Source organism: Vibrio sp. PNB23_22_6, from assembly GCF_052877535.1.
Window position 1 is genome coordinate 67,003 of the sequence record NZ_JBNFXP010000008.1, and the last position, 16,899, is coordinate 83,901.

Below are 16,899 nucleotides of genomic sequence, written 5' to 3' on the forward strand. Positions count from 1 at the left end.
GAGGTAGCTCATGTTAAATGACTTTCCATGGTTACAGCCCGTTTGGGATAACCTCAAAGTAAGCTTGGACTCAGACCGTATTCCTGGGGCGTTGCTGCTGCAGAGTCAGAGAGGGCTAGCAGTAGATAAGCTAGTCGGCTTGTTCAGTCGAGTACTGCTTTGTCAAAATTATAGTAGTGAAGCGTGTGGCTTTTGCCATAGTTGCCAGTTGAGCCAGGCTAATAATCATCCTGATTTACATTGGATCAAACCCGAAAAAGAGGGGAAATCGATTACAGTCGATCAAATTCGAGCATGTAACCGCTTAGCACATGAGTCTTCTCAGCTTAATGGCTACCGAGTGTTCATTATTGAACCTGCTGATGCAATGAATGAGTCAGCCTCTAACGCTCTGCTGAAAACCTTGGAAGAGCCTGGACAAAAGTGTTTGTTTTTGTTGGTTACGCATAACCAAGAACGATTGTTGCCAACGATTCAGAGTCGCTGTCAGCAGTGGGTGGTGACCCCACCTTCTACGGACCAAGCAATGAGCTGGATGAACGAGCAGGGCGCTTCACAAGTACCAGCTTATGCACTTAAGCTGAACATGGGCTCTCCGATTAATACGCTAGATGCTGTTAAGAGCGGTGAGCTTGATGAATACCAAGCGTTTGAGCGTTGCATTATTGAGACGTTGTCTTCACCGGTCTCCGATGTATATCAGTGTGCATCACTGATGGCTAAGAACCCTAGTAAAACGTTAGATTGGGCGTGGTATTTACTCACAGACGCACAAAAAGCCCAGTTTGGCGTCATGGAACCCGATCAGTTACCCGGAGCAACTAAGTTCCAGCCCAATAATTATAATGGATTTTACTTTTCAGCACAGAAACTGCTGGCGTTGAAAGCCCAATTACAGAGCTCACCTGGTTTAAACCTTGAGCTACTATCAATGAACTGGTTAATTGAGTCACGAGAGGCATTATGTTCGTAGATTCGCACTGTCATTTAGACAAATTGAATTACGATGATCTCCATATTAATGTGGAAGACGTTATTAACAAAGCAAAGCAAGCTAACGTAAAAGAGCTATTGTCTGTAGGAGTGACGTTGGACTCTTTCCCTAAAATGCTGGAAATGATCACGCCATATAACAACGTTTATGCGTCTTGTGGTGTACATCCATTAGATGTAGAAAGCGCGTTCTCTATGGAAACATTACGCCAACATGCCTCTCACGATAAAGTGGTGGCTATTGGTGAAACGGGTTTGGATTACCATTACAAACCCGAAACAGCTTCGCTGCAAAAAACGCGTTTTGAGCAGCAAGTCGAACTTGCGGTAGAGCTCAATAAACCCTTGATCATTCATACTCGCCATGCGCGCGCCGACACGTTAGATATCCTACGTAACGGTGGGGCAGATAAATGTGGTGGTGTGATCCATTGCTTTACTGAAGATTTACCTTTTGCAGAAGCTGCGTTGGATTTGGGCTTCTACATCTCAATTTCCGGTATTGTCACTTTTCGCCAGGCGACAGAACTGAAAGAGGTAGTGAAAGCGCTGCCGTTAGAAAAGTTGTTAATTGAGACCGATTCCCCCTACCTTGCGCCTGTTCCACACCGTGGAAAAGAGAATCAGCCAGCCTATGTCGTCGAAGTCGCTGCTTATATTGCGCAACTAAAAGGGTGTTCACTGGGTGAGGTAGGGCAAAAAACCACCGAAAACTTCCGAAATCTTTTTTTGCGATGAAAAATCAATATGTGTATCAAAAAGGGGCTATTGCCTCTTTTTTGTTTATAAATACATCAAAAGCATTGTTTAGTTTAATGTATACTGAATTTGTTGATTTAGTAGCATTCAAAAACTGCAAATGTAATTTTGTTACTAAAAATAACATCGCGCTTTATTTTCTTCACGCCTTAAAATTAATTATCAACATGAAAAGTGTCTTTAAAAACAGATAATTAGACTTGATATAATCCTTCTTGTTGCTGGTTTTTCATGTGATCCAAGACTTGTTTTGAAATTAAATTTCGTAACTATGTGGAAAGTTTGAGGGTCATCAATATATATTTAGCCTCGAAAAATATAATGCAACGTGTGGTTACATTTTCATGGGTGCTAACATTTAGGCTACGGGGGTGATCCGTTAGTGCCCAAATAAAACTTATAATTTATCAGGAGCATAAACATGTTTAAGAACCTTTTTGCCAACCTGCAAAAAGTTGGTAAAGCTCTGATGCTACCAGTATCAGTGTTACCAGTCGCAGGTATCCTATTAGGTGTTGGTGCTGCCCACCTAAGTTTCATTCCAGACATCGTTTCTAACCTAATGGAACAAGCTGGTGGCTCAGTATTTGGCCAAATGGCACTTCTATTTGCTGTTGGTGTAGCACTAGGCTTCACAAACAACGATGGTGTAGCAGGTCTTGCTGCAATCGTTGGTTACGGCATCATGACAGCAACGCTAGGTGTTATGGCTGGCATCATGGGTGTTGAGAAAATCGATACCGGCGTACTAGGTGGTATCCTTATCGGTGGTGTTGCTGCTTGGGCATTTAACCGTTTCTTCAAAATCCAACTTCCAGAATACCTTGGCTTCTTCGCAGGTAAACGTGCTGTACCAATCATCACGGGTTTCGCTGCGATTCTTCTAGCGGTTATTCTTTCTGTTGTATGGCCACCAATCGGCGGTGCTATCTCAGCATTCTCTGACTGGGCTGCACACCAGAACCCACAACTAGCGTTCGGTATCTACGGCGTTGTTGAACGTACACTTATCCCATTCGGTCTACACCACGTATGGAACGTACCGTTCTTCTTTGAAGCTGGTACTTGTGTGAACGCTGCTGGCGAAACTCAAAACGGCGTACTTACTTGTTACCTAGTTGCAGACGAAGCAACTCGCGCTGCTGGTAATGGCTTCGGTCAGCTAGCAGGTGGTTACATGTTCAAGATGTTTGGTCTACCAGCTGCAGCAATCGCTATTGCGCACTGTGCTAAACCAGAAAACCGCGCGAAAGTAATGGGCATCATGGCGTCAGCGGCTCTGACTTCATTCCTAACGGGTATTACAGAGCCTATCGAATTTTCATTCCTATTCGTTGCTCCTGTACTATACGGTATCCACGCTCTACTAGCGGGTTCTGCATACGTTGTTGCTAACACTCTAGGTTTTGTGCACGGTACTTCATTCTCACACGGTCTGATCGACTTCCTAGTTCTATCTGGTAACTCTCAGAAGATGGGTCTGATGGTTGCTGTTGGTCTAGTTTACGCTGCAATCTACTACGTAGTATTCCGTGCAGTGATTACGGCTCTTGACCTAAAAACTCCTGGTCGTGAAGACGAGTCAGCTGAATCTGTAGAGACTGCTGCTTCAGAAATGGGTGGAGAACTTGTTGCGGCATTCGGTGGTAAAGCAAACATCACTGGTCTAGACGCATGTATCACGCGTCTACGCGTGGCAGTAGCGGATACGGCTGCAGTTGACCAAGACAAACTGAAACAACTTGGCGCTGCTGGTGTTGTTGTTGTAGCAGGTGGTGTTCAGGCTATCTTCGGTACCAAGTCTGACAATCTAAAAACTGAAATGGATGAGTGGATTCGTAGTCACGGCTAATCTCAATCATTGATAAAAAGGAGGCTTCGGCCTCCTTTTTTATACTTACCATTCCTCGATTTCTTTTCTGGTTTCTGTCTCTATGGTGTCACTGCCATAGTGTTGATGTGTGCTGTGATCTTGCTCTCATTCTTACGTGTGTCGCTTTTTTCGTACGCTACTCTTACCTGCTGCTGACACAACAAACCCCCGCCATGTTTGAATTATGTACGCTGTTTTTTAAGAGTGATGACGAGTATGAAAAAGCAATTGATGCTAGTGATAGCAATGCTGCCAAGTGTCGTATTAGCGGCAAGTCAATCAAAAGACTTATCAGTAGGAATGGCGGTAGACCAACAACTCAGTGTTGTTGTGGAAATCGATAAGCAGTACCGAGGCATTATTGGCAACGATGGAATGGCATTTGATTACATCGCCAAACGTGGTTCATTTGACCAGAATATGCCAGTCAGTTGGTATGTCGGCGTTGGTGGCTGGTATGAATGGAATGATGAGTTTGGTCTTCGTGTCCCGTTGGGTTTGAACTGGGATCTATCTAAAGGGTGGGATTTGTACGCACAAATTCAACCGGAGCTAGAATTGTATCAAGGTCCAGACCTTCAGATTGGTGGTGCGATTGGTATGAAATACAATTTTTAAGCAACTGGAATTCTGACTCATGAGCCTCGATTTGAAGCAAGGCGTTAACCGTGATTGCAACATGCCGGTAACTTACCGGCACTTATTGTTGTCATTCGCCGTTAATTAAAAACGGAAGCTTAAACCAATATTAGACTGGAGTTGGTTCATCCAATCCGTTTCGAATCTGATGACACAATTTGAACCATCGGTCGGCAGCACGCACGCTCCTGAAGTATCATTATCGACCACCGTGCCAAGCCAACGAACTTGTGCGGTGAGGGCAACGTTCTGTGAAAACTCATATTCAAGTCCAGAAAATGCACTTGCAGAAAAACCGTATTTATCATCGACCCAATCCGCGTCGATGTAAGCTCCTCCTAGGCCTAAACCAATATAGGCTTGCCATCTTGGGGAGACCGGGTAGTAAATACTGCTTTGAAACTGAAGATAGTGAATATTTGAAGCGTTGTTGACATCTTTCAGCTCTGAAGATTGGTTTGAGTAAAACAGCCCAATTTTACCCAACTCTAACGGTGTTTCGATTGCTAAAGCATAATTAATTGTAGGATCAATGTCATAGTCGCGTTCATTTTCATCTTCAGCTGCGCCACCTACAGTAAAACCGATAAATGGAGTGATAGTCACGTTTGCTTGAGCGCCCATAGAACAGCCTAATAATATACTTCCAACTAGCCAGTTAAGTTTATTATTCATTTCTTATCTCCTTATTACGACTAAGTTAATTGTGATGCCTTAGCCAAAATTGTGCGACTAAATCAGACAAATCTTGAACATACCCCACACCAATGTTATTACTTTGTTAAAGTGAAGGAGGTGTTTATGGAACACGATCTAAAATCAGCGTTACTTATTGTCATCGTAGTATTCGCCGTTTTATTATCATTTGGCATTATTGCGATCACGACAGCTTAATCCTAAGGCCCTACGGCTATGATGCGTAACAGCGGTATCATCACGAATAGCTATGTCGAGCTCAATGTTGACGTTTACGAGCATTTTCGACGAGGCAAAACTGCCCTAGTCACTCAAGGTGGTGGGCAGAGAGGGATTTTTACCGCTGGTGTTTTAGATGCATTTTTGCTTTCGAATTTTGACCCTTTCGATGAGTTTTATGGCACGTCTGCTGGCGCATTAAACCTATGCTCATACTTATGTCGTCAACATGGTTTGGGTAAAGCCTTTATCACAGAACTTACGACCTCCCCCGAATTTTTTAATCTCATCCGCTACATACGAAATAAGCAATATTTGGGCTTAGAATGGGCACTAGAGCGTATTCAAGATTACCCTTATAAATTAGACGTCGATCTTGGTCGAAAGGCATTACGAGGGCGGGGAGCGTTTGCAGCAGTGACCAATGCACAGACACTCGCTGATCATTATTTACCAATTTTGGGGAATGAGTGGCGAGACACGATGGTCGCTACATGTGCCATACCAAAATTGTATCAAGGTCCAGTTGCGATTGAAGATCAAATGTTTGTCGATGGTGGAGTCTCGGCATCTATCCCTGTTCAGGAAGCTTGGCGTCAAAATGCCCGTAATATTATTGTGATCCGGACCGAGCCATTTTCGGCATCAGAAGCCAAATCACAAAGTGAAATTGGGGATACAGAAGTTGAGTGGTATCGAGAGTCGATAAACTCAGTACAAGAGTCTTGGCAGCAGCGTGTGAACCAGTGGAAAGACGATTGGAGTAACTTTTTTCAACAGAAAATTAATATCGCTCATCACTCCAAACTTTCAGGTAGACAGTTGCTCAACGGAGGGCGATGGCTGTTTGGGGCAGATAACTTGTATCGCTTGAGTCATCTCATTGGCGAGAACTTCGACTCGGGTTTAGCTGATATGCTGATGATACATTATCAGACGTTTGAACTTACCCAGGCTTTTTTATCTACTCCGCCCGATGACACTTTTATTCTACAGCTCGCTCCGCAACAGGAACTGCGCTCTTCTTCTTTACTTAGTGATCCTGAAGCGCTTGAGCATGATTACCAACTTGGCTTACAAACAGGTTTAAATCTTATTCAGCTCTATGATCAATTGAACATGGATAGTTAATACTAATCGTTGTAAATGATGGTTCATTCTAGCGGGTTGAAAAGACGCGATAACGGCGTCAAAAAATGATTGGAATAATACTACACGAGCAAAGGGGCTCTGATGCGAGCCCCGGCAAGAATCTTGTTTTATTAACTCGATAACGGATTTAAGCGGAAAGAATACGCAAACAATTGGTTGAGCCGACCACATCCATCACATCTCCTTGAGTGATGATCACGAGGTCTCCTTTATCGAGCAACCCATGCTCTTTTAGTGTGTCAATAGCATCTTGCGCTGCCGTCAACCCAGTTTCACCTTTTGGATCAAAGAAAACCGGAGTGACCCCACGATATAGAGCTGCACGGTTTAGTGTGGATTCATTTCGAGAGAGTGCAAAAATCGGCAAGCCAGAACTGAGGCGTGACATCATCAATGCTGTTCGCCCTGATTCGGTGAGAGCGATCATGGCTTTAATTCCCTCCATGTGATTGGCGGAATACATGGTTGCCATTGCGATGGTTTCTTCAGCGGAGGCAAAGGTTCGGTCCATACGATAAGTCGATAGGCTCGCTTCCGACATCCTTTCTGCTCCCATACACACTTCAGCCATGGATTTCACGGTTTCAATAGGGTATAGGCCTGCTGCAGTTTCACCAGAGAGCATCACCGCATCGGTACCATCGAGCACGGCGTTTGCCACATCCATGACTTCTGCCCGCGTAGGCATGGGGGCAGTGATCATCGATTCCATCATTTGAGTTGCGGTGATAACAAGGCGGTTTAAGCTGCGCGCACGACAAATCAGTTTTTTCTGTACGGCAACAAGTTCCGGATCGCCAATTTCTACGCCTAAGTCACCGCGTGCTACCATCACAACATCTGACGCAAGGATGATGTCATCGATAGACTCATTATTAGCAACGGTTTCTGCGCGTTCGACTTTGGCAACTAACTTAGCTTCTAGGCCAGCATCGCGTGCTAAACGACGAGCGTAATGCATGTCTTCGCCGTTACGCGGAAAAGAAATTGCTAAATAATCGACTTTAATTTCTGCTGCCGTCAGTATGTCAGCTTTGTCTTTTTCAGTAAGCGCATCAGCGGAGAGCCCGCCCCCTTTTTTGTTGATGCCTTTGTTATTGGAAAGTGGCCCCCCAACGGTGACGCGGGTATGAACCTTATTACCTTTAACGCTAGTAACTTGCAGTTGCACGCGGCCATCGTCAAGAAGCAGGATATCGTTAGGTGTAACATCTTTCGGTAGATCTTTGTAATCAAGGCCAACCGATTCTTGGTTACCTTCACCTTTTAGTAAATCGCTGTCTAATGTGAATTTATCCCCGACGCTAAGCGTGATCTTGCCGTCTTTGAAGGTGGACACTCGGATCTTAGGGCCTTGTAAATCACCCAGTATTGCGACTTGGCGGCCAAGTTTTGCAGCAATAGCACGGACTTTTTGTGCGCGCTGGATGTGGTCTTCACTGGTGCCGTGAGAGAAGTTCATACGAACGACGTTGGCACCAGCTTTGATTATCTCCTCAAGGTTATTGCCTTTATCGGTTGACGGACCGAGTGTGGTGACAATTTTTGTTCTTCTTAATATGGAAGTCATAGATTCTCCGAAGAATGCAGGTGTAGGATAAGAGCACTCAAATTCTATTCTTGCTAAGTATATGCACGGCACATGCAGATAGTTTGTATTTGGGGCAAAGTGCTGAAAAAGACGATGACACAGGCTTTGCTAACTAATTTGAAGAATAAAATAAGTTGTTTTTCAGATAATTTAACAGGAGTAGAATTCTTGTTATTTGATTGAATACACAAACGAACATGTTTATACGTGATGCTTGTCACGGGGATTTATCAATTCACTTCACAATTACTTCGCAAAGTAAAAAAATTACTCCGTTATAGAATTTCGGAGCGAAAAATGTACATGGCTCAACCGGGCCATATTGATCATATCAAACAGGTCAATGCTGGTCGTGTATATAAACTAATTGACCTCAAGGGTCCAATTTCTCGAATTGATTTGTCCAAGCAAAGCGAGCTTGCGCCTGCGAGTATCACCAAGATCACTCGAGAATTGATTGAAGCCCATTTGATTCATGAAACAACCGTACAGGAAGCGACCAGTCGTGGTCGCCCTGCGGTGGGTTTACAGGTCAATAATGAAGGTTGGCAATTTCTGTCGATGCGTTTGGGGCGAGGGTACTTGACCATCGCGTTGCATGAATTGGGGGGCGATGTACTTATCGACACCAAAATCGAAATTCATGAACTCGACCAAGATGATGTATTGGAACGTTTACTTTATGAAATTGATGAGTTCTTCCAAACTTACGCGGATCAACTCGATCGTGTTACCAGTATTGCGATCACTCTACCAGGTCTAGTGAATTCAGATCAGGGTATTGTGCTGCAAATGCCTCACTACAATGTCGAGAACTTAGCTCTCGGCCCTGAGATCTACAAAGCGACTGGCTTGCCAGTTTTTATTGCCAACGATACGCGTGCTTGGGCATTAGCAGAAAAGCTGTTTGGTCACTCTCAAGATAACGACAACTCAGTACTGATTTCTATTCACCATGGCTTGGGTGCCGGCATTATTCTTGATGGTCGAGTATTACAAGGTCGCCACGGTAACATTGGTGAATTGGGCCATATTCAAATCGACCCAAATGGCAAGCGTTGCCATTGTGGCAATATTGGCTGTTTAGAAACGGTTGCCAGTTCGCAGGCTATAAGAGAAGAAGTTGTCACTCGTATTGCGAATGGCGAAGCGTCAGCTCTTGCTGAACAAGAGGAGATGAGCATCGAGAGCATTTGTGAAGCAGCAGCAAATGGTGATCCACTGGCTGTTGATGTGATTGAAAAACTTGGCCGTTATTTAGGTTCTGCGATTGCGATAGTGATTAACCTGTTTAACCCTGAAAAAATACTGATTGGTGGCGTGATAAATCAGGCTAAAGAAGTGTTATATCCAGCGGTTCGTCGTTGCATTGAAGAACAAAGCTTGCCAGTTTACCACCAAGATCTGCAGTTGGTGGAATCCCGTTTTTACAAGCAAGCCACCATGCCGGGAGCCGCGCTTATCAAGCAGGCTCTGTACGATGGTCAGTTATTGATGAAGGTAATTGAGGGTTAACCTCATTTTCGTTTTCATAAAATGTTTATGAGGGTGAGCGGGATAGTTCGCCCTTTTTTAATTGCTCGGAGGTTGACAAGTTGTCATTCTGAGCAACGTTTCATTGCTATATCAATAGCATTAATGTTAGTTTCATAAGTAGTTAGGGCACACTCATCTTTCAGCCCTTAGTGCTCATATTAAAGTATTACTTTGTTATTTCAACACGGTTTTCTATAACGAGTGAAAGATAGTCTTGCAACGTTAGGTAGTAATATGTCCGGAGTGTTAAATACGGTTGATCAGCGCACAAATTTAGTGGGTGAAAATCGACTTGAGCTTTTGTTGTTCACGTTAAATAGTCGCCAGTTGTTTGCGATTAACGTCTTTAAAGTGAAAGAGGTGATAAAGCTCCCATCGTTGACCAAGCTACCTGGTTCTCACCATAACATTCGAGGTGTTGCTTCATTACGTGGTGAGGCTGTGCCTGTGATTGATTTACGTGGTTCGATCGGTTTCCCACCGCTACGTGGTGAGGCGGAAGAAGAGAACTTAATCATCACGGAATATAATCGTTCGGTACAAGGCTTTTTGGTTGGTTCTGTACGAAATATCATCAATACAGCGTGGACAGAGATTCAACCGCCGCCATTGACTTCTGGTCGTTCTAATTATTTAACAGCAATCACGCAAGTGAAAGACAGCGATACTTCTCAAATTGTAGAAATCATTGATGTAGAAAAGGTGCTAGCAGAAATCGTTCACTACGATGTGATTATCTCTGATGGCATTGTAGACCAAGAACTTGCCCATGCGTTGGTTGGCCGTAATGTTCTGATCGTCGATGATTCTTCTACTGCACGTAATCAGGTGCGAGATACTTTGTCTCAGCTTGGATTGAACATCATCGAATGTCGTGATGGTTTAGAAGCTCTGACTTTGCTTAATCGTTGGTGTGATGAAGGCAAAGACATTGAGAAAGAACTGTTGATGATGATAACAGACGCGGAAATGCCAGAAATGGACGGTTATAGGCTGACGCATGAAGTTCGTTCTGATCCCCGTATGTCGCAGTTGTTTATTACGCTAAATACGTCATTAAGCGGTAGCTTTAATGACGCCATGGTGCAAAAGGTTGGGTGTGACCGTTTTATCTCGAAATTCCAACCTGATCTTTTGGTCCAAGTAGCACAAGAGCGGATGCGTCAAATCGTATAAACGAATATTTCTTATCTTGTGACTAAGTTACCCATAAGTACTGGTGTTGTATGTATTGCAATTCGCTCTGCTTTTTTACCTATTTCCAACAATGAAATAGGTAGGTATATCACGTCACTTTTCACTTATGAGTCTATCTTGACTTATCAATATAGGGTATTTCCGTTTAATGATATGGCTAAAATCTAAACTTATCATGACTTTGCTTTTGTTACTGTATAGGAAATACTCAGCAAGGTTGTGTGTGCAATCAATAAGCTTACCAGCAATCACGTGTGTGACTTCTCCCTCATGCATCTAAGATGCCCTTGACCATCAGTACTTTTGAAGTGAGATAAGCTTACTTTTGAGCGCGTGCTGTTGCTCTCCATACAACCACATTGATGCTGCCAGTATCGTCTTATAGTGTGAAAAATGTAACGCTCATGGTGCGCTCTAGTACGCGTTTTACTTCCTCTGATGGGGAGTTGACTGGCTCATCACCATTACGTTTTTTAAGAAAAGGGTGCACTTGCAAGTCTCGGCACAACGGCGCAGCATTCCCTAAGTTTATATTTTGCTAAATGCTTTGCTGCTCGGCAACCACGCCATTAGGAGGGAAGTCGCCACCAAGCAGTGAGTCCAGTTCAGGAAAGCCGGCGCTGCTTAGGAACTGATTGTTGTCCGCTTTGGGTAAATTTGCTTGCCAAACAAGAGGTTGGTTTTTTAAGTGTTGGATGATGTCTCGCATAAATAAATGCCTGTATGTGCAGTATGTTTATGTAATAGAAAGGCGGAAGATTTTTGTGGCGAATAAAACGGAAAAAAGGCAGCGTTTGCTGCCTTTTTAATCGATTTAGTGAGGTTGCGTGAGTCTGTTACTTACTTTGGTTGAGCATCGATACATTGGCCGTTCACGTCCGTGACCGCTGGATCCATCAAGTGAAGGTAAAGCGGCATGATATCCAATGGCGTTTTTAGTGTGTTCGCATCTTCACCTGGGTACGCTTTTTCACGCATACGAGTACGAGTTGCACCAGGGTTAATGGCATTAACGCGCATTGGTGTATCGCTAAGTTCGTCTGCCAATACTTGCATCATGCCTTCTACCGCAAATTTAGAAATCGCATATGGTCCCCAGAAAGCGCGGCCAGAGTGACCCACCGTTGAAGAGGTAAAGATGATACGACCCGCCTCTGATTTACGCATGATAGGCAGTAGTGTCTGGGTCATCAGAACTTCGGCTTTTACGTTGATCTGCATGATGTCGTCGAAATCTTCTTCATTGATTTGCTCAAACGGACACAGCGTGCTGAGTACGCCAGCGTTGTGCAGTAGGCCATCTAAACGACCAAACTGACCTTCAATGGTTTCGGCCATATCGATGTAGTGTTGCTTGGTTGCACCTTTTAGATCGAGAGGGATAATAGCTGGTTGTGGGTAGCCTGCTGATTCAATCTGATCATAGATAGACTCAAGGTTGTTAACGTTTCTGCCAAGTAGAATGACCGTTGCACCGTGTTCGGCGTATGAAAGAGCGGCTTGGCGGCCAATGCCATTGCCTGCGCCAGTAACAAGAATGACTTTACCTTTTAAGGCATCTGCTGAAACGGAGTAGTTCACAGTGTTTAATCCTTATTATTGTATATAGTTCCGATATATAGGTGCTGTACCCAAGTTATTCACGTTGAGATTAGCATCTTGAGGTGACTTGGGTATTAATGCGCCCGTTTCTCGATGGAAAATCTTGGTAATCGTGACAAGATGGTTACAATACACCAATTCATGTGTTATACCAATTCCAGAACGGTTGTCCGGAATGTTATGCGAACCCTATCAATCAGAACAAGAGGTTACACATTTCCCTACCTTTTTATTGATTTTTCTACGTAACATATCGATGCCTATTACTGGTATGAGATAAAGGAGCTCTCATTGGAATTTTTATTAGATTACGGTCTGTTTTTGGCTAAGATTGTCACTGTAGTTGCAGCGGTCATTGTGCTGTTAGTTATTGCTAAATCAGCGGGTGGTAAATCCGGTGCAGCGAAAGGTGAGTTGGAGGTAACGAATCTTTCAGAACGTCACAAAGACGCGATAGAACAGCTAGAGCATCATCTACATGATGAAGCATTCATCAAGGCACGTGACAAAGCGGTAAAAAAAGAAGAAAAAGAAAAGAACAAAGCTCGCGAGAAAGAAATCAAACAAGCGAACAAAGAAGGAGCGCTAGATAGTAAACGCGAACCGCACCTGTTTGTTCTTGATTTCAACGGCAGCATCGATGCAAAAGAAGTGGCATCACTGCGTGAAGAGATCACGGCAGTATTAGCGGTGGCTCGCGAAGGCGATGAAGTATTGCTTCGCCTAGAGTCAGGCGGCGGCATGGTTCATGGCTACGGTTTGGCATCTTCTCAACTTGACCGCATTAAAGCTGCGGGTCTACCACTGACCATTTCTGTCGACAAAGTGGCGGCAAGCGGCGGCTACATGATGGCGTGTGTGGCAGATAAGATTGTGTCTGCGCCATTTGCGATTGTGGGTTCTATCGGCGTTATCGCACAGATCCCTAACTTCAACAAACTGCTGAAAAAGCATGATATTGAGTACGAGCAGTTAACGGCAGGCGAGTACAAACGCACATTGACGATGTTTGGTGAGAACACCGACAAAGCGCGTGATAAATTTAAGCAAGAGTTGGAAGAGACCCATGTCTTGTTCAAAGACTTTATTCGTGAGCGCCGTCCTGAGCTAGAACTTGATAAAGTCGCGACCGGTGAGCACTGGTTTGGTACGCAGGCGAAAGAATTAGGTCTCGTGGACGAAATCAGCACATCTGACGATCTCGTGGTTGCGGCATGCAAAGAGAAGACCGTTCTGTCTATTCACTACGTACAGAAGAAGAAGCTAGCAGACAAGTTGGCGGGTGTTGCCGGTAAAGTGGCTGACAGTGTGGTACTGAAGTTGGCTGAGCGCGGACAAAAGCCGATAGTTTAATCGTTTGGAGTGCATTTAAGTTTTAAAACGGCGAGGGTGAAAATTTTCGCCTTTTTATTGGAACTTTCCTCAATAGCGTGAACCCAACGGCGCATGGGGTGTAATGCTTTACACGACATTTTTCCTCGCTCCAGAGGACTAATGCCCGTATAATATGCGCCTCGAAAATCGAGCAAAATGCTGAAAAAAGAAATTATAGGTGGAGAAGAACATGTCCTCTCAAACTCCGGTTGTTACCGTAGATGGACCTAGTGGTGCAGGTAAAGGCACTTTATGTATGTTGCTAGCGAAGAAGTTGGGTTTTCACCTTCTTGATTCTGGCGCAATTTATCGTGTACTTGCACTCGCAGCGATTCACCACGGTGTAGACACTGAGTCAGAAGACGCGCTTGTCCCGCTTGCTACTCACCTAGACGTTCAGTTTGTTGCTGAAGGTGATCTAGTAAAAGTGATTTTAGAAGGCGAAGATGTCTCTGGCGAGCTTCGTAAAGAAGAAACTGGTATGGCGGCGTCTAAAGTGGCAGCACTACCACGCGTTCGTGAGGCGTTGTTACGTCGTCAGCGTGCATTTGAAGCTGCTCCAGGGCTTGTTGCTGATGGTCGTGATATGGGGACCGTTGTATTTACGAAGGCACAAGCGAAAATTTTCCTTGATGCGAGCGCAGAAGAGCGTGCTAATCGTCGCCTTAAACAGTTGCAAGATAAAGGGTTAGATGTTAAATTTGATGACCTTTTAAGCGAGATCCAAGAGCGTGACGATCGAGATCGTAACCGCCCAGTGGCGCCACTACGCCCTGCAGAGGATGCGCTTGTGCTAGATTCTACGTCGATGACTATCGACGAAGTGGTAGAAAAAGCACTACAATATATCGAATCGAAGCTAGCTGAGTAATTACGCTCGGCTAGACTAAGAGCGTTGGTCGCAAGGATGATGACTGGCGAATTTAATAACCCCATGCGGTAGGATACCCGTGGACGTTTAATTTATTGAAGATTAAATAAATGACTGAATCTTTTGCTCAACTCTTTGAAGAGTTTCTAAACGAAACAGAATTCCAACAAGGCAGCATCGTTAAAGGTACTGTAGTAGCTATCGAGAACGGTTACGTTCTTGTTGACGCTGGTCTTAAGTCTGAATCTGCTATCCCTGCTGAACAGTTCAAGAACGCTGCTGGCGAACTTGAAGTTGAAGTTGGTGCTGAAGTAGACGTAGCTCTAGACGCTGTTGAAGATGGTTTCGGTGAAACTCAACTTTCTCGTGAGAAAGCTAAGCGTCACGAAGCTTGGATCGTTCTTGAGAAAGCTTACGAAGAAGCTGAAACTGTTGTTGGTATCATCAACGGTAAAGTTAAAGGCGGTTTCACTGTTGAACTAAACGGTATCCGTGCTTTCCTTCCTGGCTCTCTAGTAGACGTACGTCCAATCCGTGACACTGCTCACCTAGAAAACAAAGAGCTAGAGTTCAAAGTTATCAAACTTGACCAAAAGCGTAACAACGTAGTGGTTTCACGTCGTGCAGTTATCGAATCTGAGAACAGCGTTGAGCGTGACGAGCTTCTAGAAACTCTACAAGAAGGTTCTGAAGTTAAAGGTATCGTTAAGAACCTTACTGACTACGGTGCGTTCGTTGACCTAGGTGGCGTTGACGGTCTTCTACATATCACAGATATGGCTTGGAAGCGCGTTAAGCACCCATCTGAAATCGTTAACGTTGGTGACGAGATCCAAGTTAAAGTTCTTAAGTTTGACCGTGAGCGTACTCGCGTATCACTAGGTCTTAAGCAACTAGGCGAAGATCCATGGGTAGCAATTGCTAAGCGTTACCCAGAAGGTCACAAACTAACTGGTCGCGTAACTAACCTAACTGACTACGGCTGCTTCGTTGAAATCGAAGAAGGCGTTGAAGGTCTAGTTCACGTTTCAGAAATGGATTGGACTAACAAGAACATCCACCCATCTAAAGTTGTTAATGTTGGCGACGAAGTTGAGGTTATGGTTCTTGAAATCGACGAAGAACGTCGTCGTATCTCTCTAGGCCTGAAACAGTGTAAAGCTAACCCATGGCAGTCATTCGCTGAAGCACAAGCTAAAGGCGACAAAGTTACTGGTAAGATCAAGTCTATCACTGACTTCGGTATCTTCATCGGTCTAGAAGGCGGCATCGACGGTCTAGTTCACCTATCTGACATTTCTTGGAATGTTACTGGTGAAGAAGCGGTACGTGAGTACAAGAAAGGCGACGAGATCTCTGCAGTTGTTCTAGCAGTAGACGCTGAGCGTGAGCGTATCTCTCTAGGCGTTAAGCAAATGGAAAACGACCCATTCAATGCTTACGTTGCTGATACTAAGAAAGGTGTTCTAGTTAACGCTACTGTAACTGCTGTTGACGCTAAAGGCGCTACAGTTGAAATCGCAGAAGGCGTTGAAGGCTACATCCGTGTTTCTGAAGTATCTCGCGATCGCGTAGAAGATGCTTCTCTAATCCTAAGCGCTGGTGATGTTGTTGAAGCGAAGTTCACAGGTGTTGACCGTAAGAACCGCGTAATCAACCTATCTATCAAAGCTAAAGATGAAGCGGACGAGCAAGAAGCAATGGCATCTATCAACAAGCAAGACGAAGCTGCTTTTGGTAATGCAATGGCTGACGCTTTCAAAGCTGCTAAAGGCGAATAATTTACTCGCTTAAGCTAAAAAGGAGCCGCAAGGCTCCTTTTTTATGCTTGCGATAACAGAAGTGGTAATACTAATGTCGATAATCTATTTTAAAAAAAGACATTTTTTGATTGCGCACTTTGCATGATTTTTGACTAGAATTGGTAGCAAGTGTTTGTTGGAATTAGTATTACTTACTATAATGAGTGATAAAGATACTCAAAGAGGGCAACTATGACTAAGTCTGAACTGATTGAAAGACTCTGCGCTGAACAAACACATTTATCAGCGAAAGAGGTAGAGGATGCTGTAAAAGATATTTTGGAGCACATGGCCTCTACACTAGAGAGTGGTGATCGCATTGAGATCCGCGGCTTTGGTAGTTTTTCTCTTCATTACCGTGAACCTCGCGTAGGTCGTAATCCAAAAACGGGTGACAAAGTGGAGCTAGAAGGTAAGTTCGTACCTCACTTTAAACCAGGAAAAGAGCTTCGTGAGCGAGTGAATATGGGTGGCTAAAGCTCTCTTATTAGATTAAAAAAGCGGCATACTCTCGTGTATGCCGCTTTTTTATAACTAGATTATTGGTAATATACATGGTCTGAAGAAACATTTTCCTGCATAATCTTACCTACTT

15 protein-coding genes and 2 pseudogenes are annotated in these 16,899 nt (G+C 44.2%); 12 read left to right on the plus strand and 5 right to left on the minus strand.

What is annotated here, in order from left to right; all coding sequences use genetic code 11:
- The first annotated feature begins 10 nt into the window (after nucleotides 1-10).
- The 4 genes from ACVA54_RS08700 (at nucleotide 11) to ACVA54_RS08715 (ending at nucleotide 4,243) form a co-directional block, all read left to right on the plus strand.
- Nucleotides 11-973 (plus strand): DNA polymerase III subunit delta', encoded by a 963-nt coding sequence (locus tag ACVA54_RS08700; RefSeq protein WP_446580420.1) that lies wholly within the window; start codon nucleotides 11-13, stop codon nucleotides 971-973.
- A complete protein-coding gene (locus ACVA54_RS08705) occupies nucleotides 964-1,731 on the plus strand; it encodes a TatD family hydrolase (RefSeq protein ID WP_446580419.1) in 768 nt (255 codons plus the stop codon). The genes ACVA54_RS08700 and ACVA54_RS08705 overlap by 10 nt, the downstream gene beginning before the upstream one ends.
- Before the next feature lie 442 nt (nucleotides 1,732-2,173).
- Nucleotides 2,174-3,604, plus strand: coding sequence for a PTS glucose transporter subunit IIBC (ptsG, locus tag ACVA54_RS08710; protein WP_446642527.1), 1,431 nt, complete (start codon nucleotides 2,174-2,176; stop codon nucleotides 3,602-3,604).
- Nucleotides 3,605-3,841: 237 nt separating this feature from the next.
- Nucleotides 3,842-4,243 (plus strand): hypothetical protein, encoded by a 402-nt coding sequence (locus ACVA54_RS08715; protein ID WP_099079544.1) that lies wholly within the window; start codon nucleotides 3,842-3,844, stop codon nucleotides 4,241-4,243.
- 105 nt (nucleotides 4,244-4,348) lie between these two features.
- Here ACVA54_RS08715 and ACVA54_RS08720 read toward each other — a convergent pair whose 3' ends face one another.
- Nucleotides 4,349-4,939 carry an outer membrane beta-barrel protein gene (locus tag ACVA54_RS08720; protein WP_099079545.1) on the minus strand — a complete coding sequence of 197 codons (591 nt, stop codon included), beginning with the start codon at nucleotides 4,937-4,939 and terminating at the stop codon, nucleotides 4,349-4,351.
- A 126-nt stretch (nucleotides 4,940-5,065) separates the two neighbouring features.
- Between ACVA54_RS08720 and cydH the strand changes: the two genes are divergently transcribed.
- Complete coding sequence (gene cydH, locus ACVA54_RS08725) at nucleotides 5,066-5,158, plus strand: cytochrome bd-I oxidase subunit CydH (protein WP_446617397.1); 93 nt, start codon at nucleotides 5,066-5,068, stop codon at nucleotides 5,156-5,158.
- An 18-nt stretch (nucleotides 5,159-5,176) separates the two neighbouring features.
- Nucleotides 5,177-6,310: a patatin-like phospholipase family protein gene (locus ACVA54_RS08730; protein WP_099079547.1), complete on the plus strand. Its 1,134-nt coding sequence runs from the start codon at nucleotides 5,177-5,179 to the stop codon at nucleotides 6,308-6,310.
- 148 nt (nucleotides 6,311-6,458) lie between these two features.
- Here the strand turns inward: ACVA54_RS08730 and pyk are convergent, their stop codons facing one another.
- A complete protein-coding gene (gene pyk / locus ACVA54_RS08735; RefSeq protein WP_119463618.1) occupies nucleotides 6,459-7,901 on the minus strand; it encodes a pyruvate kinase in 1,443 nt (480 codons plus the stop codon).
- 318 nt (nucleotides 7,902-8,219) lie between these two features.
- On the opposite strand from pyk, the gene mlc reads away from it, so the two are divergent.
- Nucleotides 8,220-9,437: a sugar metabolism global transcriptional regulator Mlc gene (gene mlc, locus ACVA54_RS08740; RefSeq protein ID WP_446649527.1), complete on the plus strand. Its 1,218-nt coding sequence runs from the start codon at nucleotides 8,220-8,222 to the stop codon at nucleotides 9,435-9,437.
- 255 nt (nucleotides 9,438-9,692) lie between these two features.
- Nucleotides 9,693-10,634, plus strand: coding sequence for a chemotaxis protein CheV (locus ACVA54_RS08745; RefSeq protein ID WP_119463617.1), 942 nt, complete (start codon nucleotides 9,693-9,695; stop codon nucleotides 10,632-10,634).
- Nucleotides 10,635-10,865: 231 nt separating this feature from the next.
- Here the strand turns inward: ACVA54_RS08745 and ACVA54_RS08750 are convergent.
- The 3 genes and pseudogenes from ACVA54_RS08750 to ACVA54_RS08760 all read right to left on the minus strand — a co-directional run.
- Nucleotides 10,866-11,055 (minus strand): annotated as a pseudogene (locus tag ACVA54_RS08750) (OB-fold nucleic acid binding domain-containing protein); the annotation flags it as partial.
- Nucleotides 11,056-11,196: 141 nt separating this feature from the next.
- Nucleotides 11,197-11,364 (minus strand): annotated as a pseudogene (locus tag ACVA54_RS08755) (translesion DNA synthesis-associated protein ImuA); the annotation flags it as partial.
- 131 nt (nucleotides 11,365-11,495) lie between these two features.
- Entirely contained in the window at nucleotides 11,496-12,236 is a 741-nt protein-coding gene (locus ACVA54_RS08760) for a YciK family oxidoreductase (RefSeq protein WP_099079551.1), read from the minus strand.
- A 312-nt stretch (nucleotides 12,237-12,548) separates the two neighbouring features.
- Between ACVA54_RS08760 and sohB the strand changes: the two genes are divergently transcribed.
- The 4 genes from sohB to ihfB all read left to right on the plus strand — a co-directional run bounded on the left by sohB (nucleotide 12,549) and on the right by ihfB (nucleotide 16,781).
- Nucleotides 12,549-13,610, plus strand: a complete 1,062-nt coding sequence (gene sohB, locus ACVA54_RS08765; protein WP_099079552.1) for a protease SohB — start codon at nucleotides 12,549-12,551, stop codon at nucleotides 13,608-13,610.
- A gap of 211 nt (nucleotides 13,611-13,821) precedes the next feature.
- Nucleotides 13,822-14,502, plus strand: coding sequence for a (d)CMP kinase (gene cmk / locus ACVA54_RS08770; protein ID WP_099079553.1), 681 nt, complete (start codon nucleotides 13,822-13,824; stop codon nucleotides 14,500-14,502).
- 110 nt (nucleotides 14,503-14,612) lie between these two features.
- Nucleotides 14,613-16,283: a 30S ribosomal protein S1 gene (gene rpsA, locus ACVA54_RS08775; protein WP_099079554.1), complete on the plus strand. Its 1,671-nt coding sequence runs from the start codon at nucleotides 14,613-14,615 to the stop codon at nucleotides 16,281-16,283.
- A 213-nt stretch (nucleotides 16,284-16,496) separates the two neighbouring features.
- The gene (gene ihfB, locus ACVA54_RS08780; protein ID WP_099079555.1) at nucleotides 16,497-16,781 is read left to right on the plus strand and encodes an integration host factor subunit beta; all 285 of its coding nucleotides are present in this window, start codon (nucleotides 16,497-16,499) and stop codon (nucleotides 16,779-16,781) included.
- The last annotated feature ends 118 nt before the right edge of the window (nucleotides 16,782-16,899 follow it).